Origin of the sequence: Providencia sp. PROV004 (assembly GCF_011045615.1) — a bacterium.
Lineage (GTDB): Bacteria > Pseudomonadota > Gammaproteobacteria > Enterobacterales > Enterobacteriaceae > Providencia > Providencia rettgeri.
The window spans coordinates 1,519,366-1,541,456 of the sequence record NZ_CP042859.1; the positions used below are offsets into that span (position 1 = coordinate 1,519,366).

Sequence of the window (22,091 nt, forward strand, 5' to 3'; positions counted from 1 at the left end):
ACCTTAGGCTTTGTGTGTCACTGGCACTTGTTACGACTTTTTTTAGTCATGCTCCAAAAGCAGAGCGCTTTAACAATATAATTGATGATTTTGATACTTACCTTCAAATGGAAAAAGAAGGCAAAGTGCAAGAACAAAAGCAGCAATTGCCAGTTAATACACAAAACCAAGGTTATGATATCTTTTCTTCGCTATCTACTGTTCCTGCGCCAAAAGAGAAACAAAAATCTGCGGCAGCTAAAGCTAATAAAGGAACTAAAAGTAAAGCAACAGGGAAGAATAAATCTGCGGCTACATCAACAAAGAAAACAGATGTAGTGAAAGCAGATCCTACTGAGCCAGAAAAAACGACGTTTCCTGAGGTGTGTGCGGTGACGACAGAAAATGGCGTAGCCCCTATTTTATTGTCGTCTTACCCTTATTTTTTTCAAAGCAATCAATGGGATCCTGCTTATCTAGCAAAAGATTTCGCAAAGTATCAATTAGTTCTTGACCCTCTCGGCTTATATGCGTCTAAATTTGCTAAGCCAACTGGTATTAATGCCTCTGCTTATCTTGAGCAGTTAGCGCAATTAATTGAACGTCAGCAATTAACTCATTTATATAAGTTTGGTATTGCTCAAGGAGTAGGCCAACTTATTGCCTATAATCATTTACTCAATGATGAACAACTTGTTTCTGAACTCATTAATCATAATAAGAGTATTGCGCAATTAACGCATACAATTACCGAAAAGCAATTTGAGATTGATAAATTAAATGATGAGGTTCTGAAGAATAAAGAGCAAATAGCTCAATTACAGACGATTGTAGATTCATCAGATGACCAGTCTTTAGTTGACACATTAAAGGCTAAATTGGCGGATGCACAAAAAACAATTGAGCAAAAGCAAAATAGCCTTGAGCAATTGAGCCAAGAAAATCAACAAACTCAAGAAACCATTGCTCAGCTTGAAAAGCAATTAAATGAAAGTGTTGTTGAACAAGCCCAACTTAAACAGCAATTAGCAGAAAAAGAACAGCAATTTGCCTCAGCGAATTTGAAAATTGAGCAACTGACAGCTGATATTGCAAAATTAGAGTCAGAGGCTAAAAATCAACTACAACTCGTTGGTAACACTGATGAACAGATAAAATCAGTGACAGCTGAGCTTTTACAGCAAAAAGAGTTGTTAAAACAAAAAGAAAATGAACTAGCAACGGCTAAAAGTGAAAAAGATGGCGTTCAATCTTCTTTAGTTGCTCAGCAAGAAAAAAGTAAATCACTCGAGTCTCAAAACCAGCAATTACAAGCCCAGTTGGTTGAAAAAGAACAATTAGCAGAAAAAATTCAAGCTTCCCTGGCAGAAAAAACTGAACAAGCAGAACAAAAAGTTGCATTAGAAAATGCATTAAAAGCGGCTCAGGAGCAGCTTAATTCATATCAAAGCACGCAGAATACGTTAGCAAAACAGTTGGCTCAAAGTGAAAAACAACAGGAAGACTTGCAGGCAAAACTCAGCCAGCAAGAGCAGAGTTATGCCACCGCACAAGCGCAGCTGAAGCAAGCGAAGGCGGACTTACAAAAACTCCAAGCGGATGTGGAAAAACAAACCGCGTTGATGAGCCAAGCCAGCGATCAGCAAGTTAAAGCGCTGACGGCGGATTTAAACAAACAACTGGCGTTGCTGAAGCAAAAAGAAGATGGGTTGAAGAAAGCGGAAACCGAAAGCCAAACCACCCGTGACGCCTTAGCCAAACAGCAAGCGGATGCGAAAGCGTTAGCCGAGAAAAACCAGCAGTTGGTCGCAGAGCTCCAGCAAAAAGCGCAACAAGCAGATAGAATTCAGGCGTCATTAGCGGAGCAAACCGCGAAAGCGTCTGAGAAAGTGGCGTTAGAAGCCGAACTGGCCGCGGCGAAAAAACAGCTAGCCGAGCACCAAGCCGCGCAAAATGCGTTGTCAAAACAGTTTGCGAACAGTGAAAAACAGCAGGCGGACTTGCAGGCAAAACTTAGCCAGCAAGAGCAGAGTTATGCCACCGCACAAGCGCAGCTGAAGCAAGCGAAGGCGGACTTACAAAAACTCCAAGCGGATGTGGAAAAACAAACCGCGTTGATGAGCCAAGCCAGCGATCAGCAAGTTAAAGCGCTGACGGCGGATTTAAACAAACAACTCGCGTTGCTGAAGCAAAAAGAAGACGGGTTGAAGAAAGCGGAAACCGAAAGCCAAACCACCCGTGACGCCTTAGCCAAACAGCAAGCGGATGCGAAAGCGTTAGCCGAGAAAAACCAGCAGTTGGTCGCAGAGCTCCAGCAAAAGGCGCAACAAGCAGATAAAATTCAGGCGTCATTAGCGGAGCAAACCGCGAAAGCGGCTGAGAAAGTGGCGTTAGAAGCCGAACTGGCCGCGGCGAAAAAACAGCTAGCCGAGCAGCAAGCCGCGCAAAATGCGTTGTCAAAACAGTTTGCGAACAGTGAAAAACAGCAGGCGGACTTGCTGGCAAAACTCAGCCAGCAAGAGCAGAGTTATGCCACCGCACAAGCGCAGCTGAAGCAAGCGAAGGCGGACTTACAAAAACTCCAAGCGGATGTGGAAAAACAAACCGCGTTGATGAGCCAAGCCAGCGATCAGCAAGTTAAAGCGCTGACGGCGGATTTAAACAAACAACTCGCGTTGCTGAAGCAAAAAGAAGACGGGTTGAAGAAAGCGGAAACCGAAAGCCAAACCACCCGTGACGCCTTAGCCAAACAGCAAGCGGATGCGAAAGCATTAGCTGAGAAAAACCAGCAGTTGGTCGCAGAGCTCCAGCAAAAAGCGCAACAAGCAGATAAAATTCAGGCGTCATTAGCGGAGCAAACCGCGAAAGCGGCTGAGAAAGTGGCGTTAGAAGCCGAACTGGCCGCGGCGAAAAAACAGCTAGCCGAGCACCAAGCCGCGCAAAATGCGTTGTCAAAACAGTTTGCGAACAGTGAAAAACAACAGGAAGACTTGCAGGCAAAACTCAGCCAGCAAGAGCAGAGTTATGCCACCGCACAAGCGCAGCTGAAGCAAGCGAAGGCGGACTTACAAAAACTCCAAGCGGATGTGGAAAAACAAACCGCGTTGATGAGCCAAGCCAGCGATCAGCAAGTTAAAGCGCTGACGGCGGATTTAAACAAACAACTGGCGTTGCTGAAGCAAAAAGAAGACGGGTTGAAGAGAGCGGAAACCGAAAGCCAAACCACCCGTGACGCCTTAGCCAAACAGCAAGCGGATGCGAAAGCATTAGCTGAGAAAAACCAGCAGTTGGTCGCAGAGCTCCAGCAAAAAGCGCAACAAGCAGATAAAATTCAGGCGTCATTAGCGGAGCAAACCGCGAAAGCGGCTGAGAAAGTGGCGTTAGAAGCCGAACTGGCCGCGGCGAAAAAACAGCTAGCCGAGCAGCAAGCCGCGCAAAATGCGTTGTCAAAACAGTTTGCGAACAGTGAAAAACAGCAGGCGGACTTGCAGGCAAAACTTAGCCAGCAAGAGCAGAGTTATGCCACCGCACAAGCGCAGCTGAAGCAAGCGAAGGCGGACTTACAAAAACTCCAAGCGGATGTGGAAAAACAAACCGCGTTGATGAGCCAAGCCAGCGATCAGCAAGTTAAAGCGCTGACGGCGGATTTAAACAAACAATTGGCGTTGCTGAAGCAAAAAGAAGACGGGTTGAAGAAAGCGGAAACCGAAAGCCAAACCACCCGTGACGCCTTAGCCAAACAGCAAGCGGATGCGAAAGCGTTAGCCGAGAAAAACCAGCAGTTGGTCGCAGAGCTCCAGCAAAAAGCGCAACAAGCAGATAGAATTCAGGCGTCATTAGCGGAGCAAACCGCGAAAGCGGCTGAGAAAGTGGCGTTAGAAGCCGAACTGGCCGCGGCGAAAAAACAGCTAGCCGAGCAGCAAGCCGTACAAAATGCGTTGTCAAAACAGTTTGCGAACAGTGAAAAACAGCAGGCGGACTTGCAGGCAAAACTCAGCCAGCAAGAGCAGAGTTATGCCACCGCACAAGCGCAGCTGAAACAAGCCAACGCAGACCTGTTGAAGTTACAAAAAGATGTTGAAAAACAAACAGCGCTAATAGGGCAAGCAAGTGACAAGCAAGTTAAAGAGCTAACAATAAACTTAAATAAACAGATTGCCCTATTGAAACAGAAAGAATCAGCTTTAGCTAAGTTAGAATCTGAGAAAAAATCAATTAATGATGCTCTTACTGCCCAAGAAAATGAGAAGAGAAAACTTGAGCAGCAAAATCAGCAATTTGTTAAGCAGACTAAGTCTCAAGAAGACAAAATTAACAAACTTGAAAGTGATATAGCGGCTAAAACAAAGAAACAGTCTGAGGTTGAGCAAAAACTGGCAGACACAAATAAGCTTTTTGGTGATTTAAAAACGACTTCTCAGAAAGAATTAGCATTAGCACAAGAGAAATTGAAAAAATTACAAACAGAGTTAGATTCGCGTAAATCCATTTCGAGTGATGAAACTTTAAAATTACAAATTGTGGACTTGAACCGATTGATAACTCAACTACAAGATGAAAATGATGCATTAAAAGCGAGAAGTGGATCAAAAACGAATACAGGTTTGGCTGGACGAGTTCCGCCTAGTAAAGATTTAAAAGCGATCGCTGCAGAAAATGCGAAGAAAAACCAAAAGATTATTGAACAAATTACTGCTCAAAAATACAGTAAGCTCGATAACAACACTTACTATAAGATCATGCAAGCAGGCTCACCGATAAAAGACGTCAAAAATAAAGATGTAACTTTTATTATGAGGGAACAATTGACGGATGGTAAGGTTACAGTATTGTACACCGATCAAAACCCTGTCACATTGCCTTATAGCCAGTTACCAGCTCCATTAAATTCCTTTGTAGAACGAGCAGGGGAAGGGGGCATGGTTAAGGTATATATTAAGCCTGAAGGAGGGTATGGTGTTGAAGGTATACCTGGTGAAGTACCACCAAACTCCATGTCAATTATTGATTTGAAAATAATTAAAGCAAAATAATATAATTTTTGTCTAAGTTTATCTTAAAGGTAATTTGTCACTGAAAAGGCAAATTACCTTTTTTGTGATGTATTAATTTAAAAGGGAGTATAAGAAGTATAAGAAGTTTAGGTGAATACTTAAAAGGGGGAGAGCTGCTTGCCGTTCTGCCAGATTATATTTCTATAACTGACAGGGCATGAGTTTGAATATTACTGAGCGGTTAAGCTGCTATTCTTGACCGACTCGGAGTGTATCCAAATCTTTTTCGATAAGTTTGAGTGAAGTAAGATTGACTTGAAAAACCAGCTTCCATTGAAACTTCAACAATACTCATTGTTGTGTTAATTAATAACTGGTGTGCATACATAATACGTTTTTCACTAATCCAAGAACGTGGTGATGTAGCATAAACGGTATTGAACAGCTCTTTAAAGGTTGTTAATCCCATGCCAAAAGTACGTGCAAACTCACTTAATCTCCACTCCTTAAGATAATTATTTTCCATAAATAATTGCAAACGCTCTACTTGGCGACTACTCAGCTGTCTAAAATTAGATAACAATAAAGCACCTTGTTCACTGTAGCTCAGTAATAATAATAACTCGCTTACTCTGAGTGAGAAGATAACATCAGGGTATTCATTATTGATAAATGCATTTAAGCTTGCTTTAATTTCGTTAATGAGAGGAGAAGAATTAAATTTAATTACATCACATGGTAAGCCTTCACCGCGGTCTATTCCACTTAACTCAGCACCATGATTGGAGATGAAGTTACGTAAAAACTTATCATCTAAAGAAATCCAAAGTAAATCACAATTTGTTGTTTCAGCGAGCTGCAATGAGTAAGCGCCTTGTTTGTGATATAAGATATCACCTTCATTTAAACGTTGAGAGTTAGATGGGGTTTCTAGTAATACCGAGCCTTGCTCTACGATTAAAAGCCCTTTGGTTTCTAAATCGATAATGTGATGAGCTGCGTTACTATTAACTTTTATTTGTTTAATTACGTATTGATTTGGTGAATTTACTACTTGCATGACGATACCTTCATTAATTGTATTTAAATATAACTTCAAAATTAAATGTTCAACAATTTCCACCTGGTGATATAAAGCATGGATGTTATTAGTATGTTTGAAATTATATAAATCGATTAATTTTGTGTCACATTGTAATTCCAAATATAAATAAATGTTTCCAAATATATATTTTCCGATCTTTTTCTGCAAATAGCTCGGTATTTATTGGTTTTAAAATGGTATTTTTTCTGTTTATTCCTATAATTTTAATTAGTTTAGATTAAAATTCTAAATTAATAAAATTAGTCGGTTGTTAATATATTATTGTTTATTACACATAAAATGTGTTTTTTTCTACTTTCTGCTCACTTATCATTTTTAGTATAGTAATATGAATTTTAGCTATGCTAATGGTGATATTAGAATTCGTTAAAACTATTATTGATTAATTTCATTAATGTAATAATTGATTGCTAACTTAATTTATTTTTTTTTATAATCGTATCGATTGATATTATTTATTAACATGAGGGTAATTGCTGTTAAGATGTGACTTGAGTCTCATTTTTTAGTAGATAGGTTTGAATGATGGCTCTGATAGGTATTTTAAATATATGTTTTGATAAATAGTTTTTTCTTGTTATTACTTTTCTCGCTTATTATTGTTTAATATACCCGTATTTTATTACTTCTCCTTATACTGTATTTTGCTTAAGTAGAGGGTTAGTTTGAGTTATGGTTACGCTTATCGAGGTTCTTGCTTCCGAGCTGTGCGTTTATTTACTTTGGTAGGTAAATCAGGAACAGGTTTACGATCATCAATTAAATGGCGTATAGCGAGTATTGGGTGATGGATTAACATTTTAGGGCCAGCCCAGCGCATAACTAGCTTCATTTGTTCCCGCATTTTGGGTTGGTAACAATGGATTGGACATTGTTTACATGCTGGTTTTTCTTCCCCATACCGGCATTTTTCTAGCCTATTAACGGCATAGGAAAATAATTTTTGATAAAAATCAGGAGATTCTAGTGGCGCAGGGTAGGCTTTTTCATAGATTTTTATCATTTTTTCAATCGTTTTAATTTCACGATGAATGCGTTTGCCAACCATAGAAAGTCCTTAGAGAATTAAAACATATATTTAATATACAATTTTAAGAGGCGAATGGTTAGCTAATGATGATTTATTCGTGTTTTTATTGATAGAGCTCAATTAAATGGTGAATTTTCGACGCAATAAAAAGAGGGTAAAAAATTACCCTCTTATATTAGTGTGAAAAACCACTTAGCTAAGACTAAATGAATCAATATAATATCGTCATTTTTAGAATGTTAGCTAAGTTTGTGATTTTCGTTATGTGAGAAAAATACCAGATATTATTATCGTGATAAGCTATTGACTCGAGAGCATTATCTTTTGCATTTCATCTTTAAGATGTAATTTTTCTTTTTTTAGCTTAGCGACATGCTCATTGTAACCAGCTCCAGAAGGACCTTCTAATTTACTGATTTCTTTGTCGAGTTGATGGTGTTTTTCATAAAGAGTCTGAAAACGGGGATGTGTAGAGATTAATTTTGAAACTAAATCTTGATCTGCTGATAACATACTACCTCCTCAGAATGTATTAAGCCTCAGATTCAGTATAAACATTGCGTACATTTTGTACATCCAAATAGCTTGTAATTTACATAATTTTTATTAGTTTTATGATCTTTCTACTAGAATTAAGTCGTATTACATTGCTTTACCTGAGTTATCTCTATTTTTGTAATTAAGAATCATCTATAGTGATAATTACGACGTAAATGACTTAATATGTATAAAAGTCTGGTTTTAAAAGTTAGTTTTATGTTCTTAAATAGGAATAAATAATGAAAAAAGCGATTTTATCTGTAATGGCAGCGGCACTAATTTCATCTTGTGCAGTAGCAACGGAAGATTTGGAAAAGATCGCGCCATATCCAAAAGCTGAATCGGGTATGACTCGTCATGTAATTGAATTAACCAAGCAACAAAATGAAAATGACTTTATGGTTGAGTTAGTTATTGGAAAAACGATCAAAGCAGATTGTAACCGCCAATGGTTTATGGGTGACCTAGACAAAAAGACATTAGAAGGTTGGGGTTATGATTATTATAAACTCGACGAAGTAAAAGGCCCTGCGTCTACCATGATGGGATGTTCTGAGCCGGCAAAAGACCGTTTTGTGACAACTCAGTTAGGTGATGATGCATTTGTGCGTTATAACAGCAAGCTACCAATTGTGGTTTACGCTCCAAAAGATATGCAAGTGAAATATCGCATCTGGTCTACAGACGATAAATTAATTGATTCAGTTAATAAATAAATATTCAAGAAAATGCCGCATTTAGCGGCATTTTTTATAGCAATTAATTTAGCGAATAACAAATACAGATGTTTTCGCATGGCGCACAATAGCGGATGCTGTGGAGCCTAATAGGTAGGTTGAAGTGCTTGGGTGATGAGAGCCAACAACTATTAGGTCGGCACCAATTTCTTGCGCATAATCCAAAATTTCGTCTTTGGCGGAACCAATACCAACTTTGCAGTTAATACGTTCATCAGCAACTTTGATATCTTTAATGACCTCTTCTAATGCACGCATTGCGAGAACTGAGCGTTCTGCAGAATCTTTATTGCTTTCTGGTAAGGCGGCAATTTCAATACCAAAAAATAATTCAAGACTTGGAATAACGGATAGAAAATGAATTTCGGCTGAGCTTAGTTGCGCTAGTGCCTCAACGTGTTTGATGATCTCTTGGTTCAACTCATCTTCTAACAAATCAATAGGAACTAGGATTTTTTTATACATAGCGACCTCATTTTCGTGTTATTTGAAATTAATTACAAAGGCTTATCTTCAATATATCATAAGTTAAATGGAAAGTAATAAATGCTATAACGTGCGCATTTATCGCTTAGAGTTAAGGTAAATATAATTAATTATCTGAAAATAAAGGATAATTATTGTTGAGTCACCCTTTGTTTACAATTATTAGTGAGACTTTTAACAGGAACTATGCGATTATTGATTTTAAATATCATTAACCAATTGATTTAAAAGGTTTATTTGAATGATAATTATTTTGTTTTTCATTAAAGAATACATCATATGAATATGAATAATGCCTCGCCCAAGAAAAAAAGTGAGCTCGAGCTACAGCAAATAAAATTTAATGCAGCGAAGAAAAGTACACTCATCAGTGTCGTTGTTAATACACTCTTATCCATTTGGCAGATAATTATTGGTGTTATTTCACATTCTTCAGGGCTAGTTGCTGATGGTATCCATACCTTGTCTGATTTAATTGCTGATTTTGTCGTATTAATCGCGAATAAAAAAAGCCATAAAAAACCTGATGAAGATCACCCCTATGGCCATTTTCGTTATGAAAATGGTGCCTCATTAATATTAGGAATAATTTTATTAATTGTTGGTGTGGGGATGGTTTGGTCTGCTATTGAAAAGTTACTCAACCCAGATTTAATTCCTGAAGTACATACCATAGCTTTGGTCGCTGCACTGATCGCTTTAGTGGCAAAAGAAGGTTTATTTAGATATATGCTTCATGTTGCTAACAAAGTGAATTCGAGTATGTTAGTTGCAAATGCTTGGCATGCACGCTCTGATGCCGCTTCTTCATTAGTTGTTGCCATCGGTATTATTGGGAGTTTATGCGGTTTACGTATTTTTGACCCGATTGCTGCCCTCATTGTCGGGACTTTTGTTTTTCGCATGGGGTTCAAATTTACGAATCAATCGATGCAAGACTTAATGGATAAAGGCGCGAATGAGGAAACTTTGCAGGAAATTCGTTCTGTTTTAGATAATATAAGTGAGTTATCGGGATATCATGATTTAAAAACACGTAAGTCGGGTGATTTTTTATTAGTAGATGTGCATCTAGAACTTGATGGAAATATGAGTATTACTGTTGGCCATGAGATTGCGGTAAATGTACGTAACAAGTTGATGGAAAACCCATTAATTTTAGATGTTATGACTCACCTTGACCCTTATGATAAAGATGTTAAGCATTAATCATACGTTTATTTTATTTTTCGATAAGAACCGAGCTTTAAAGTGGCTCGGTTTTTTATTGCAAGCTATTATATAAAAATGACTTATTAATTATTGCATCCAGTTGATAACAAGGCGAAAATTAATACGTTGTTTCATAATGGCACAATATAGTATTTGTTCAAAGTATAGGGAACATGTAGCAAACTCTACAAATTTGTACTCTATAGTGATTATTGAATGATTGAGGAAAAAATGCGGTTAACTCAAGAACAATGTCAGACATTTCGCGCTCCAAAAGTAATTGCCCTTACGAATCAAAATGGTATGAAGGTTATTCTCAGTAGCTTAGGAGCTAGTTGGCTTAGCTGTATACTTCCGTTAACAACAGGAAAGCGAGATGTTGTTTTGGGTTCACCCAATATGGCGAAACAGATGGAGCAAGGAGTATATCTTGGTTCGATAGTCGGGCGAGTAGCTAACCGTATAAATAACTCTCAATTTACGCTAAATAAGCAACATTATCAGGTAACGGGTAACCAAGGAGTACATTGCCTTCATGGTGGAAAACATAATTTTAGTCACCGTATATGGGGTATTTTTCAACCAACTCCACAGAAAGCTATTTTTTCTTTGGCGTCTCCTGCTGGCGAACAAGATTTTCCGAGCCAGTTAGACGTTGAAGTGAGTTATGAACTTACAGAAGATAATCAAGTGGTTATCCATCATAACTACCAAGCTACCGAGGCTTGCCCTGTTAACCTTGCGAATCACATCTATTTTAACTTAGCAGGAGAGGATTCGGTTAGAACGGCTTTAGAGCATGATTTATATATTGATGCAGACCAATATTTGCCAACAGATATGGACGGTATTCCAACGGGGGAATGGCATAATGTTGCAGAAACAAATTTTGATTTTCGCCAAAGTAAGCGAATTGGCCGGGATTTTTTACAAGATGATGTGCAGCGTCGTGTTGGGGGCTATGACCATACGTTTATATTAAACAACGCATTAACCGATGGTGAGCAGACAGTCGCAATCCTCAGCGCACCAAGTGGTGATGTGTGCCTCAATATCGCCACTACACAGCCTGCATTACATGTGTACAGTGGAAATAATCTGTTTGCAACGTCAGGGAAAACCCGAACGTATGTCCCTTATTCAGGGGTAGTGATGGCTACTCAGTTTCCAACAGACGCCATTAATCATTCGGAGTGGGGCACGCGATACAGCTCGATTGCTCTTTCTCAACAAGTGTATCGAAGCCAAACTCGTTACCAATTTATTTTCTAATCTAGCAGGTGAATATTCAGCGCCTCTATATTAAGGCGCTGAATTGAATTACTGGTTAATAATTATTTAGACTTAAATAACAAACAAATCCAGATATTCATTGACGGGCATTTTTTCTAGCATGGGTTTATCGAGAGAGGCTTTTAGAATTCGAATTTGTTGGGCTTCTGGGAATTGCCTTGCTAAATTAATTCTAAATTTATTCAATAACAATGGCATACCCTCTTTGCGGCGGCGTTTGTGACCAACTGGGTATTCGATAACAACTTCATCAAGCACTTGCCCATCTTTCAATGTGATGGTTAACCCGTTGCTAATCGAACGTTTTTCAGGATCATGATAATCTCGAGTAAACTGTGCATCTTCGGTGCAATACATTTTTGCACGTAATGCATCAATACGCGCATCTTTGGCAATATTGTCTTCATAATCAGCTGCGGTTAAACGACCAAAAATTAATGGGATAGCAACCATATATTGGATGCAATGATCTCTATCTGCCGGGTTATTTAATGGGCCTTTTTTATCAATAATACGAATACAAGCCTCATGGGTACGAATGGCAATAGACTCAATATCTTGTGCCGATTTCCCTAATTTCTCAAGGGTTTGATAGAGTTGTAAAGCTGCTTCTACCGCTGTTTGGGAATGAAACTCAGCAGGGAAAGAAATCTTAAACAACACATTTTCCATGACATATGAGCCATAAGGGCGTTGAAAACGCAGTGGTTGTCCATTAAATAAAACATCGTAGAAGCCCCATGTTTTTGCGGTTAACGCCGTTGGGTAGCCCATTTCTCCTTTTTGAGCCATTAAAGCCAACCGAACTGCACGGGATGTGGCATCACCGGCTGCCCATGATTTACGGGACCCTGTATTGGGGCTATGGCGGTAGGTACGTAAGCTGTGCCCATCAATCCATGCTTGGGAAACGGCATTGAGAATTTGATCTCTTTCCAGCCCTAATAAATGTGCAACAACCGCAGTTGAGGCTACTTTAACTAAAATGACATGATCAAGGCCAACTTGGTTAAAGGCGTTTTCTAACGCAATACAACCTTGAATTTCATGCGCTTTAATTAATGCAGTCAAAACATCTCTAATGACTAGTGGCGCTTTGCCTTTAGCAATGTTTTCACGTGAAAGCCAGTCAGCCGTCGCCAAAATACCGCCAAGGTTATCTGATGGATGGCCCCATTCGGCAGCAAGCCAAGTGTCATTAAAATCGAGCCAGCGGCACATGGTACCAAGATTAAAAGCGCCTTGCACAGGATCTAATTGAAATTGTGTGCCTGGGATTTTTGCTCCATTTGGCACAATTGTTCCTGGCACAATAGGTCCTAATAATTTTTTACATGCGGGGTATTCAAGGGATTCCATACCGCAACCCAGCGTGTCGAGCAGGCAATGATAAGCTGTATCATAGGCGAGGTCAGAAATAATCGGGTAATCCATTACATAATCAACAATATCGCTGATCACTTTATCAAATTCAATTTGTTGCGAACGCACGGTTTGTGTTGTCATTAGGTTACCTTTTAACGCTGTTCTATAGGAGTAAATAATTGATTTTCAGGCCCAATGTAGTTAGCTGAAGGACGAATAATTTTGTTATCTTGTCGTTGTTCAATAATATGGGCTGACCAGCCAGCGGTACGCGCCATAACAAATAACGGGGTAAACATAGCGGTGGGGATGCCCATAAGGTGATAAGCCACAGCCGAAAACCAATCTAGGTTGGGAAACATGTTTTTCTCACGTTTCATCACGGACTCAATGCGATCCGCAACGGTATAAAGATGCCGGTTTAAACTTTGCTCTGATAACTGTAAAGCAACAGATTTGATAATGGGATGGCGAGGGTCTGCGAGGGTATAAACTGGATGGCCAAAACCAATGATAACCTCACTATTTTTAATGCGTGCGGTAATATCGTGTTCCGCTTCGTCCATCGAGGCATAACGTTGCTGAATTTCTAAAGAAACTTCATTTGCGCCGCCATGTTTTGGACCACGCAGCGCGGCAATTGCCCCTGTCATCGCTGAGTAAAAATCCGTACCTGTCCCAGCAATAACCCTTGCTGCAAATGTGGATGCGTTAAATTCATGTTCCGCATATAAAATTGCCGTAATATGCATGAATTTTTCCCATTGAGCAGGAGGTTTTTTACCGTGTAATAGGTGTAAGAAATGCGCACCAATCGAATCATCATCTGTTTGGGTTTCAATACGCCGTCCATGGTGGCTAAAGTGGTACCAGTACAACAATATCGACCCTAATGATGCTAATAAGCGATCAGCGATATCTCTAGCACCAGAAAAAGGGTGCGATTCTTTTTCTGGTAAAACACAGCCCATCATTGATACGCCTGTGCGCATGACATCCATCGGGTGTGCGTTAGCGGGTATTGATTCTAACGTCTGTTTAACGCTTGCCGGTAACCCTCGAAGGGATTGCAGTTTTTCTTTGTATGCAACGAGTTCAGTTGCCGTAGGGAGCCTTTCATGGATGAGCAAATGTGCGATTTCTTCAAATTCACATTGTGTTGCCAAGTCGTGAATATCAAACCCGCGATAATGCAGGTCATTACCATTACGCCCAACGGTACAAAGGGCCGTGTTTCCGGCTGCTACACCAGAAAGTGCAACTGATTTTTTAGGCTTAAATTGAGGAGTTTCAGTGTGGTTAAGTTGTTCATTCATCATTTATTCCTTGTAGGGGACTGAGGTAATGCAACTTTCGGTAATAATAAGTAATTAAAAATTAATATTTTTTCTGTGAAAATAATGCATCCAGTTTTTGCTCATAATCGTAATAATGAATACTCTGATACAGCTCTTCTCGAGTTTGCATTAGCGTAATGACACTTTTTTGCGTGCCTTCTTTACGTAATGTTGTATAAACCTGTTCAGCCGCTTTGTTCATGGCGCGAAATGCAGAAAGTGGATATAGTGCGATGGCAATGCCAACACTGCGTAATTCATCAAGAGTAAACAGTGGGGTTTGGCCAAATTCAGTTAAATTGGCCAGTACGGGAGCAGAGGTGTTATTTGTAAATTTTTGATACATAGAGAGTTCTGTAATAGCTTCTGGGAAAAGCATGTCCGCGCCTGCGTCTAAGTAAGCTTGTGCACGTTCCAGTGCGGCATCAATGCCTTCTACCGCTAATGCATCAGTTCGAGCCATAATCACAAAACTGTCATCGGTTCGTGCATCAACAGCTGCTTTGATGCGGTCGACCATTTCTTGTGTCGAAACAATTTCTTTATTAGGGCGGTGGCCACAACGTTTGGCACCCACTTGGTCTTCAATATGTAACCCTGCTGCACCTGCTTTACAAAAGGATTTCACGGTACGGGCAACGTTAAAAGCGGAAGGGCCAAAGCCAATATCGGCGTCAACCATTAGTGGTAAGTCACAGACGTCGGTAATGCGTCGAATATCAATTAAAACATCATCTAACGTTGAAATACCTAAGTCAGGCATACCTAATGATCCTGCGGCTACGCCACCCCCAGATAAATAAATAGCTTTATAGCCAGCTTGTTTTGCAAGGAGTGCGTGGTTGGCATTGATCGTTCCAACAAGCTGCAATGGCGACTCTTGCTTGATAGCCTCGCGAAATTTGTGTCCTGCACTAAATGATGACATAGCGGCCTCATAAAATGTTAATCAGTTGTAATGAGATTAGGGTAACAATAGTCATATAGCAATTGGCGTGCCAACCTTGAATTAAGAGGTATGGGAATATAAATGTATAAAAAATCAATTGGATATTGATTTTTCTGGTTTGTGATAGAAAAAACAAAGTTAAAATAATCAGTTGGAATGTTTCAATGAAACAATATATTGTTAAGTGAAACGGAAATGAAACACGATGAGAAGGTATGGCGATGATGGATAAACCGATTATTTGGACGGTTTCAGTGTCCCGGTTATTTACACTGTTTCGAGATATCAGCCCAGAATATAGTGAACAAGCGGAAATCACACCACTTAATCTTGGTTTTGAACAGGCGGTAGAGGCCGTTCGTCAACGATTACAGGAAGGGCATTGTGACGCCATTATTAGTGCGGGTTCAAATGGTGCTTATTTAAAAAGCCATGTTTCAGTACCGGTTATTATCGTGAAAACCAGCGGGTTTGATGTTATGCAAGCATTAGCCAAAGCACGAGAAATTAGCGATAAAATTGGGATCATCAATTATAAAAAGCCATTTTCATCATTAGATGAATTTCAGCAGCGTTTTGGTTTGCAAATTGAACAGCGTAGCTATGTTACCGCAGAGGATGCGAGAGCTCAGCTTAAGGCACTGAAAGCTTTGGGGATCTCCGTTGTGGTGGGCGCTGGGTTAATCATGGACTTAGCAGATGAAATGGGGATGACAGGGGTTTTTGTTTATTCCACACAAACCATACGGCAAGCATTTTCAGATGCTATCGAATTAAGCCTGATGTCGAGGCGTGAAAACCATTCGCAAGACAAATATCTCCCCCCTAACCCTGCAAAAGTTCGTTATACCATTAATGACCTGATTGGTTCATCATTACAGATGGAACGTGTTAGGCAAACCATTATGTTGTATGCACGCTCTGATGCAACAGTATTGGTTCAAGGTGCGAGTGGAACAGGGAAAGAGATGGTGGCACAAGCTATTCATCACGAATACACCTTATTCAATCAACATAAGCGCAGCAAACAACAAATGCCTTTTGTGGCTGTGAACTGCGGGGCGATACCTGAAACATTATTAGAAGCCGAATTATTTGGCTATGAAGAAGGTGCCTTTACGGGGTCTCGCCGCGGTGGCCGAGCAGGCTTATTTGAACTGGCGAATGGGGGAACACTGTTTTTAGATGAAATTGGTGAAATGCCTATTGCATTACAAACAAAGTTATTACGAGTGCTCGAAGAGCGTTCGGTAGTGCGAGTTGGTGGGTATAAACCGTTACAAGTCAATGTTCGGGTCATTTGTGCAACCCACTGTGATTTAGACGGTTGGGTAAAAGAAGGGCGCTTTCGAGCTGATCTATTTTATCGGCTCGGGGTACTAAGAATGCGAGTACCAGCGCTCAATGAACGTGGCGATGATATTTTTGTATTAGCGGAGCGGCTGCTTAAATTAGCCTTTGCAGGATTAAGATTGCCTTTACCTTCCTTTCGTGTACAGCAACTAATTGTATGTAAAGAATTTTTTCTTGAGTATTCATGGCCCGGCAATGTTCGAGAACTCAGAAACTTAATGGAGCGAGTCGCGCTGTATTGCAGTGCTTACCCAGAAAAAGCGATCACAACACAAATGTTAATAAGTTTATCTCCAGAAAGACAGGGTAGCGAACACAAGGACGTCGTAATAAAAGATAAATCACATGAACCATTAGAAGACGTAATGGCAAGATTTAATGGGGATCGTAAAGCGGTGGCCGAGTATTTAGGAATTAGTAGGACTACGTTATGGCGCCGACTTTCCTCCCATTCCTCCAGACCGAATTCTCGTATTGCACTAAGGAAGAGTAAGAATTAGTATTTTTATGCATTCCTCTAATTCGATTTATAGTGTTTTCACTAAATTTTAATGAACCTCTATTAATTTTTAAATAAAAAGAAAAAATAAGGGAATAACAAACAAAAAAGTGAAATAAATTGTTTTAGTAAATTGAGCAAGGCAAATTTGCTTTATCAATCAGCTTATGCAGCAGGAGAAAACAATAAATAATTTTTTTTGTGATTAAGCACTTTTTAGGTTCCTTATATTTAGTTTAAGTTGTATCTAAAAGTAACAGAGGTGGTTTTGCATGTTGTTTTTATAACTAACTGTTATTTAGGTAATTAGTTTCTTTTTCTTGCCATTTTTGAACAGGGTTTACCTACAAAAAAAACGTGATTTTTCTCACATAAATTATTTTGTTAGTCACCATTAGATTTTCTCATTTTAACTTCGTGATTGAACGTTCTATATTGCGCTCAAATTAGTCTTATCTTTGTTTTTTTACTACTGCACTAATCGCCGAAATGTGTTCTTTCTTGGGAACACAATGTTGTCGTATTCTACGATGTAGTTGCAGCGCATATTATTTATTTTGTTAGTTGGAGAGTGGGGCGTGAATCAGTCCACTACTATCATGCGCAAACGCGACAATGCATTCGTTCCTGTTGCAGGGTTAACGATTTTTGCTATTGCATCGGGTTATTTAATGAGCTTAATCCCATTATCTATGGGAAGCTTTGGTATTGATACGCAATATGCCGGCTGGTTAGCGAGCGCGTATTATATTGGTTTATTAATTGGCTCAATGTTAATTGAACCTATTATTGCCAAAATAGGCCATCGTCTTGCGTTTATTGGTTTTTTATTGATGCTTGCCGCGACAGTTATCGTACTGCCATGGACGCCAACCATTGAAGCTTGGTTGCCGAACCGCTTAATTGCAGGGGTTGCGGTGGCGGGTATTTTTGTGGTTGTCGAGTCTTGGTTATTGATTGGCGATAATCCGAAAGAGCGTGCTAAACGTTTAAGTTTTTATATGACGTCATTGTATGGCGGAACAACACTTGGCCAGCTTGCTATTGGTGTCATTGGAACCCATGGTGCCTATCCATTTATGGTGGTATTAGGGTTATTATTATTAGCGGTAATGCCACCGTTATTAGTGCGCCAAGGTCAGCCAGAAAGTGGTTCTCATCAGAAACTCTCATTGAAAAAAATTGCTCGTTTAAGTAAACCTGCAATTATTGGCTGTATGGTTTCTGGTATTACTATGGGAACTATTTATGGGCTAATGCCGTTATCATTGAAAAAAGACCAATTCACCACTGACCAAGTCGGTGTGTTGATGGCCTCAATTATTCTTGGTGGGATGTTAATACAGCCAGTTGTTAGTAAATTATCTATCTTAATGAGTAAAACCTTGTTGCTTGCAATGGTTTCATTATTAGGTGTTTTTGCGATGGGTGTTATTTATATTTCGAGTGATTATTTGGTGATGATCGTTGCTTTAGCGTTACTCGGTATGTCAACTTTTGCCTTATACCCGGTAGCGATAACATTGGCGTGTGATAGCCTAGATTCCTCATACATTGTGGCAGCAACTCAGGTGATGTTGTTTAGTTACAGTATCGGTTCAGCAATGGGGCCTATCGCCGCCGGAACATTTTTAGGCCAACATAATGGTTTAGTGAATTTTTTCTTTATTGTGCTGTTAGTAACTGCAATTTATATGTTAATTGCCAGCTTACGTCGCAAGGCTAGTGTGTTAGCAAATTAATTTTATCAACAAATAAAACCAATAAATAAAAAGCTCTGTGAATTATTGCAGAGCTTTTTTGTATTCTAATTATTTCTTTTTATTCACGGTTGAAGGTGCCAGTTGTGCTTCAATGGGGGAATGCCTAGTGTTACGTACAATACGTTGTTCCCAAAGCTCCCCTAATTTGAAATCCCATGACAGCGGTGATATTTTTGTTCTACCTGCATTTGGAGCGAAAGTGAGTTCGCTGAAATACAACGTATTTTCATCAGACATCAAAAAATCAGCTCGGCAATAATCAAAAGGAGTGACGAGTATTTCTGCTAACCGTAACATCTCTTTGAATAATGGCGGTTCAGATACGGGTTCTAGCATGTTTGGATAACCAAAAGTCACGGGTTGTAACTGCCAGTTGATATCATAAATATTAATAAATTCATTACCAAATTCGTCGGTATAGTCAATTTCTGCATAGACAGGCTTACCGGAAAAACAATGAACCCGGCATGTTTCTGGTACTAACTTCCGGTTTTTATTAGCGAATAAATCAATATATTCTTCACACATAATTTGTGCGGGAATAGTTTTATAATGACGCTCTCGAGTAATATAGTAAAGATTTTTAGTTAAATGAAAATCCAATTTGTTTTTAGCTATTAGCCAATTAAATTGTGCTTTGTTTCGACAAATAATACTACTGCCACTGTCGTGATTACATTTTAAAACAAAACGCTCTGGCAGTTTGCTTATATCAATTTCATCGACATTTTTATAAGTATCAATGATAGGAACTAAATATTCATTTCCTATTGTACGTGAGATATATTCCCTTACCGTAAGTTTATCTGCAAATTGTGAATATAATGGGTTTTTATCTCGCAACATTCTAAAATTCACTTTCTCATTAAAGCTTTTTGGGGCTTTAAAGTCAGGGCGGTAATTGAGTTTTTTAGTAAATTTATTAGTGAGATATGTTTTGTCACTCATAATGAGTGTACGTAATTTTTTTATAAAATACTCTGCTTTTTTCATGCGAGCACCAACCATTCTAAAATTGTAGTGTGTAAATGAAATCTAATTTTTATTTGATTATATTTTTTATAACTTAAATAAAACATCAATAAATGTAACGGTCAATTTAATAATTTCTTAATAAATAAATAGTAAACAAAAGATAAATAAAGGTCATTTTGTTAATAATAGCCGGGTATCTGTATGCTTTTATATCAATAATTAAATCAATCGTTTTAATTATTCGTCATTAATAATAAGGGTATTGCCTATTTAAAGTGTAACATAGGCAAGAAAGATAGACCTTAAGGGTTTATTTAGAGAATGACCTCTAAATAAATGGATTTAGAGATGGCATTTTAGAAAGTTGTTATTTTTTAAATTACTAAAATTGTTATTGCAGTGGCGGTTGTCCCATTTGTTTTAAAAATCGTATTTGAGCTGCAACGAGTTGTTTGTAATCAATACAACGGTATGGCATATCGTACTGTTGGGCCAATTTGGCTAAGATGTGTGCTAGAGCAGGGTAATGGCGATGGTGCCAATGAGGGAAAAGATGATGTGTAAGGTGATAATTTAGTCCCCCAGTTAAGCGCCATAAAAAATGGGGAGTTGGTAGCCAGTCACAAGCCGTGACAAAATTATGGTGGTACCAGCCATGCGTGATTTGTTTATCCTCAGGTGCAGTAAAAAACTGTGTCTCTGCCCAATGTGTTCCTAATAATAAATAAATTACAAAAATGGAAGCAACCATCTGGCTCAACAAGTACGTGATAAATATTGCAGTTAAGCTGATCCCATGATGGTGAGCCACTATTACTGGGATACCAAGCATCAATATTAAGTGTCCTATCTTGCTACCTAAAAATAATCCCCAACCTAGTTTACCTTCTAAAACTTTCTGTGTTTTTAAGCGTGTTTTCCCCGTTCGATCAGACCAATCAAACACCAGAGCTATCCATGTGAGTGACAATGATGCGACGAAAGGCCAATAAATATGTTGATATTTCATAAAAGGTCGCCAACGCTGAAAGGGTGTTTGGCGGAATATGCCATTTTCTTCAGTGTCTAAATCATAATGTTCGATATTGGCATAATGGTGGTGATAATGAACGTGGCGTGTGCGCCAAAATTCCGGTTCTAATCCTAAGGGTAATGTAACTAAACGCCCAAATAACCGATTTTTCCAGCCGGATTTAAATAAGGTATTATGGCAGGCGTCATGTTGGCCAATCACATTTAATAGCATGATGAGTAAGACAAATACAAAATAGGACAATATGTAAACTGTGGTAGATGTTGTAATGAGAATTGGAAGATAACTCAGAACAGCAACAATAAACAAGACGCCAATTGCAGCAAGGTCAGCTAGGCTGGCATACACGTGATCGTGCTTAGTTTGCAGATATTCCTGACTTGCTTGTTTTAATGCGGTATGAAATTGTTGTTCGTTAGCATTGGCGAACTTGAGTTCGAATTCGGTGTGATGCATGTGATTCTCATTTGAGGTTATCTTCTTTATATTCAAAGAGTATATCTTTACTCAGTAAACCGTCGTAAACAAATATGAAAGGAGGTGGGAGTTTAGGCTTATTCTGAATCAGATATCATGGAAAAATTAAATCTCGAAAATTTAAATGCGTTTTTTTGATGAAAATAGTAGAAATTAATATTAATGCGGATAAGAGATTAAATACGAGATATGGATTAATTAAATTGATATGTTGTTTTATGAAGCATTTGGTAATAATACGTATTGCTTACCTACTGAGGTACGGAAACTAGCTACATCCTTGTAGAATAATCCTTTAATATTAAAGTATCAGGGAAAAATGTGTCTGTCTGTAATAAATCATGTAAAAAAAACATTTTAACTTAATACTCATCATTAATAATAAATGATTGTTATCATTTTAGGTGGGTTTATTTTAATTACTCGTTATATTTGTTTAGCCTAAGCTAAATTAGGAGCTTACCTATATTAATAATGTGCCAAAATGATGAAATAGCCACAGGTAAATTATTTTTTGAATTAGGAATGTGACATGAAAAAAATACTGTTAATAATTTTATCAACACTGATTATTCCAGTATCCGCTCAAGCCGGTTATAAATATTATGGTTGTGATAAAAAAATCTATCAATTAGAAAAACAGCTAAAATATGCCAAAATGCACGGTAATCGAAATAGAGTCATGGGGTTAGAGCGTGCTATTTCAAATGTACAAAATAACTGCTACGACCATTATTCCGGAGCCACAGGCCCAACTAAATTAAATCATCGATATAGTTTTACTGAAACGGATCATTTAGAGCAGCAGATAGAAGCGTTACAAGATGAAATTGAGCGTTTAAAAGCCGCAAAAAACTAGCTTAATAAGTAATATTAAAATCAAATATTACTTATAAACGAAAACCGTGTTGGATGAATTTAGCGCTATTGCTGCTTGTCATAATTATTGTGATATTCACTTTAA

General features: G+C 38.6%; 16 protein-coding genes. 7 read left to right on the top strand and 9 right to left on the bottom strand.

What is annotated here, in order from left to right:
- The first annotated feature begins 14 nt into the window (after nt 1–14).
- On the top strand, nt 15–5,012 hold the full coding sequence (locus tag FVA69_RS21340; RefSeq protein WP_241254168.1) for a hypothetical protein: 4,998 nt from the start codon (nt 15–17) through the stop codon (nt 5,010–5,012).
- Nucleotides 5,013–5,214: 202 nt separating this feature from the next.
- Here the strand turns inward: FVA69_RS21340 and FVA69_RS06630 are convergent, their stop codons facing one another.
- The 3 genes from FVA69_RS06630 to FVA69_RS06640 form a co-directional block, all read right to left on the bottom strand.
- On the bottom strand, nt 5,215–6,033 hold the full coding sequence (locus FVA69_RS06630; protein ID WP_115168261.1) for a helix-turn-helix transcriptional regulator: 819 nt from the start codon (nt 6,031–6,033) through the stop codon (nt 5,215–5,217).
- A 727-nt stretch (nt 6,034–6,760) separates the two neighbouring features.
- A complete protein-coding gene (locus tag FVA69_RS06635) occupies nt 6,761–7,126 on the bottom strand; it encodes a nitrous oxide-stimulated promoter family protein (RefSeq protein WP_004913005.1) in 366 nt (121 codons plus the stop codon).
- A gap of 282 nt (nt 7,127–7,408) precedes the next feature.
- A complete protein-coding gene (locus FVA69_RS06640) occupies nt 7,409–7,621 on the bottom strand; it encodes a DUF465 domain-containing protein (RefSeq protein ID WP_004261774.1) in 213 nt (70 codons plus the stop codon).
- 266 nt (nt 7,622–7,887) lie between these two features.
- Here FVA69_RS06640 and eco point away from each other — a divergent pair, with 266 nt between their 5' ends.
- Complete coding sequence (gene eco, locus FVA69_RS06645; protein WP_004913002.1) at nt 7,888–8,364, top strand: serine protease inhibitor ecotin; 477 nt, start codon at nt 7,888–7,890, stop codon at nt 8,362–8,364.
- Nucleotides 8,365–8,412: 48 nt separating this feature from the next.
- On the opposite strand, the gene FVA69_RS06650 is transcribed toward eco, so the two are convergent.
- Nucleotides 8,413–8,850, bottom strand: a complete 438-nt coding sequence (locus FVA69_RS06650; RefSeq protein WP_004912997.1) for a universal stress protein — start codon at nt 8,848–8,850, stop codon at nt 8,413–8,415.
- A gap of 300 nt (nt 8,851–9,150) precedes the next feature.
- Between FVA69_RS06650 and FVA69_RS06655 the strand changes: the two genes are divergently transcribed.
- Entirely contained in the window at nt 9,151–10,080 is a 930-nt protein-coding gene (locus FVA69_RS06655) for a cation diffusion facilitator family transporter (protein WP_004912996.1), read from the top strand.
- A gap of 234 nt (nt 10,081–10,314) precedes the next feature.
- Nucleotides 10,315–11,355: a galactose-1-epimerase gene (locus tag FVA69_RS06660; protein ID WP_164528569.1), complete on the top strand. Its 1,041-nt coding sequence runs from the start codon at nt 10,315–10,317 to the stop codon at nt 11,353–11,355.
- A gap of 72 nt (nt 11,356–11,427) precedes the next feature.
- On the opposite strand, the gene FVA69_RS06665 is transcribed toward FVA69_RS06660, so the two are convergent.
- The 3 genes from FVA69_RS06665 to prpB form a co-directional block, all read right to left on the bottom strand.
- A complete protein-coding gene (locus FVA69_RS06665; RefSeq protein WP_004912992.1) occupies nt 11,428–12,882 on the bottom strand; it encodes a bifunctional 2-methylcitrate dehydratase/aconitate hydratase in 1,455 nt (484 codons plus the stop codon).
- A gap of 11 nt (nt 12,883–12,893) precedes the next feature.
- Nucleotides 12,894–14,057, bottom strand: a complete 1,164-nt coding sequence (prpC, locus tag FVA69_RS06670) for a bifunctional 2-methylcitrate synthase/citrate synthase (protein WP_004912990.1) — start codon at nt 14,055–14,057, stop codon at nt 12,894–12,896.
- A gap of 61 nt (nt 14,058–14,118) precedes the next feature.
- On the bottom strand, nt 14,119–15,006 hold the full coding sequence (prpB, locus tag FVA69_RS06675; protein ID WP_164528570.1) for a methylisocitrate lyase: 888 nt from the start codon (nt 15,004–15,006) through the stop codon (nt 14,119–14,121).
- 245 nt (nt 15,007–15,251) lie between these two features.
- On the opposite strand from prpB, the gene prpR reads away from it, so the two are divergent.
- Both prpR and FVA69_RS06685 read left to right on the top strand, forming a co-directional pair.
- Complete coding sequence (gene prpR, locus FVA69_RS06680; RefSeq protein ID WP_164529326.1) at nt 15,252–16,880, top strand: propionate catabolism operon regulatory protein PrpR; 1,629 nt, start codon at nt 15,252–15,254, stop codon at nt 16,878–16,880.
- Nucleotides 16,881–17,478: 598 nt separating this feature from the next.
- Nucleotides 17,479–18,621: an MFS transporter gene (locus tag FVA69_RS06685; protein ID WP_004912983.1), complete on the top strand. Its 1,143-nt coding sequence runs from the start codon at nt 17,479–17,481 to the stop codon at nt 18,619–18,621.
- 69 nt (nt 18,622–18,690) lie between these two features.
- Here the strand turns inward: FVA69_RS06685 and FVA69_RS06690 are convergent, their stop codons facing one another.
- Nucleotides 18,691–19,635 (bottom strand): ATP-grasp fold amidoligase family protein, encoded by a 945-nt coding sequence (locus tag FVA69_RS06690; RefSeq protein WP_164528571.1) that lies wholly within the window; start codon nt 19,633–19,635, stop codon nt 18,691–18,693.
- A gap of 373 nt (nt 19,636–20,008) precedes the next feature.
- On the bottom strand, nt 20,009–21,106 hold the full coding sequence (locus FVA69_RS06695) for a fatty acid desaturase family protein (RefSeq protein ID WP_004912978.1): 1,098 nt from the start codon (nt 21,104–21,106) through the stop codon (nt 20,009–20,011).
- Nucleotides 21,107–21,659: 553 nt separating this feature from the next.
- On the opposite strand from FVA69_RS06695, the gene FVA69_RS06700 reads away from it, so the two are divergent.
- Nucleotides 21,660–21,986 (top strand): DUF1090 family protein, encoded by a 327-nt coding sequence (locus tag FVA69_RS06700; protein WP_109913132.1) that lies wholly within the window; start codon nt 21,660–21,662, stop codon nt 21,984–21,986.
- Nucleotides 21,987–22,091 lie beyond the last annotated feature (105 nt).

Bases quoted from the DNA above. Each gene is read 5' to 3' on its own strand.
- FVA69_RS06630 (WP_115168261.1), bottom strand. From the start codon at position 6,033: ATGCAAGTAGTAAATTCACCAAATCAATACGTAATTAAACAAATAAAA.
- eco (WP_004913002.1), top strand. From the start codon at position 7,888: ATGAAAAAAGCGATTTTATCTGTAATGGCAGCGGCACTAATTTCATCT.
- FVA69_RS06660 (WP_164528569.1), top strand. From the start codon at position 10,315: ATGCGGTTAACTCAAGAACAATGTCAGACATTTCGCGCTCCAAAAGTA.
- FVA69_RS06650 (WP_004912997.1), bottom strand. From the start codon at position 8,850: ATGTATAAAAAAATCCTAGTTCCTATTGATTTGTTAGAAGATGAGTTG.
- FVA69_RS06655 (WP_004912996.1), top strand. From the start codon at position 9,151: ATGAATATGAATAATGCCTCGCCCAAGAAAAAAAGTGAGCTCGAGCTA.
- FVA69_RS06665 (WP_004912992.1), bottom strand. From the start codon at position 12,882: ATGACAACACAAACCGTGCGTTCGCAACAAATTGAATTTGATAAAGTG.
- FVA69_RS06695 (WP_004912978.1), bottom strand. From the start codon at position 21,106: ATGCATCACACCGAATTCGAACTCAAGTTCGCCAATGCTAACGAACAA.
- FVA69_RS06640 (WP_004261774.1), bottom strand. From the start codon at position 7,621: ATGTTATCAGCAGATCAAGATTTAGTTTCAAAATTAATCTCTACACAT.
- prpC (WP_004912990.1), bottom strand. From the start codon at position 14,057: ATGAATGAACAACTTAACCACACTGAAACTCCTCAATTTAAGCCTAAA.
- prpR (WP_164529326.1), top strand. From the start codon at position 15,252: ATGGATAAACCGATTATTTGGACGGTTTCAGTGTCCCGGTTATTTACA.
- prpB (WP_164528570.1), bottom strand. From the start codon at position 15,006: ATGTCATCATTTAGTGCAGGACACAAATTTCGCGAGGCTATCAAGCAA.
- FVA69_RS06700 (WP_109913132.1), top strand. From the start codon at position 21,660: ATGAAAAAAATACTGTTAATAATTTTATCAACACTGATTATTCCAGTA.
- FVA69_RS06685 (WP_004912983.1), top strand. From the start codon at position 17,479: ATGCGCAAACGCGACAATGCATTCGTTCCTGTTGCAGGGTTAACGATT.
- FVA69_RS06690 (WP_164528571.1), bottom strand. From the start codon at position 19,635: ATGAAAAAAGCAGAGTATTTTATAAAAAAATTACGTACACTCATTATG.
- FVA69_RS06635 (WP_004913005.1), bottom strand. From the start codon at position 7,126: ATGGTTGGCAAACGCATTCATCGTGAAATTAAAACGATTGAAAAAATG.